The organism is Cognatundibacterium curvum (assembly GCF_014284235.1).
GTDB classification, from domain to species: Bacteria; Pseudomonadota; Gammaproteobacteria; order Burkholderiales; family Burkholderiaceae_D; genus Undibacterium; species Undibacterium curvum.
In genome coordinates this window covers 1-435 of the sequence record NZ_JACOGD010000026.1, presented here as the reverse complement: position 1 = coordinate 435, position 435 = coordinate 1, and the positions used below count along the sequence as shown (strand labels likewise).

Here is a 435-nt window from a genome sequence, read left to right as displayed (position 1 = left end):
CCATTGCCGATGACCGGGGGCAGCGCTTCAGATTGCTCATCGTTATGCCCAGCGATATCCGATTCCGATACGCTCAGGCTGGGGCAAGGCAGCGCACCAAGTTCTGCGCCTTCGGCCACAATCACCAAGGCAGCGCGGGCATCCGTCAGCATGGTGTGCAGGCGTTGCTGCGGATGGTCGATGTCCAGCGGTAAATAGACACTGCCTACTTTCAAAATAGCGAGCAGCCATTCGACTGTTGCGCCGCTGCGCGGCAAGGCGACACCGATCACGGCTTCGCTTGCGCTGTGCGCTGCCAATGCAGCTTTGAGTTGCGCGGCTCGGTGGTTGGCTCTGGTTTCGAGTTCGGCATAAGTCCAGCGATCAATACCATCGATGACGGCAATCGCTTGTGGCGTGGCGCTGCCCTGCATACTGATTTGCTGCTCCAGACGC

Annotated in this window: 1 protein-coding gene; it reads right to left on the bottom strand. The window is 59.5% G+C overall.

The features are described from left to right. Positions 1 to 435: AMP-binding protein (locus H8K43_RS18690; protein ID WP_186905258.1), on the bottom strand; the 435-nt coding region annotated here is incomplete at both ends.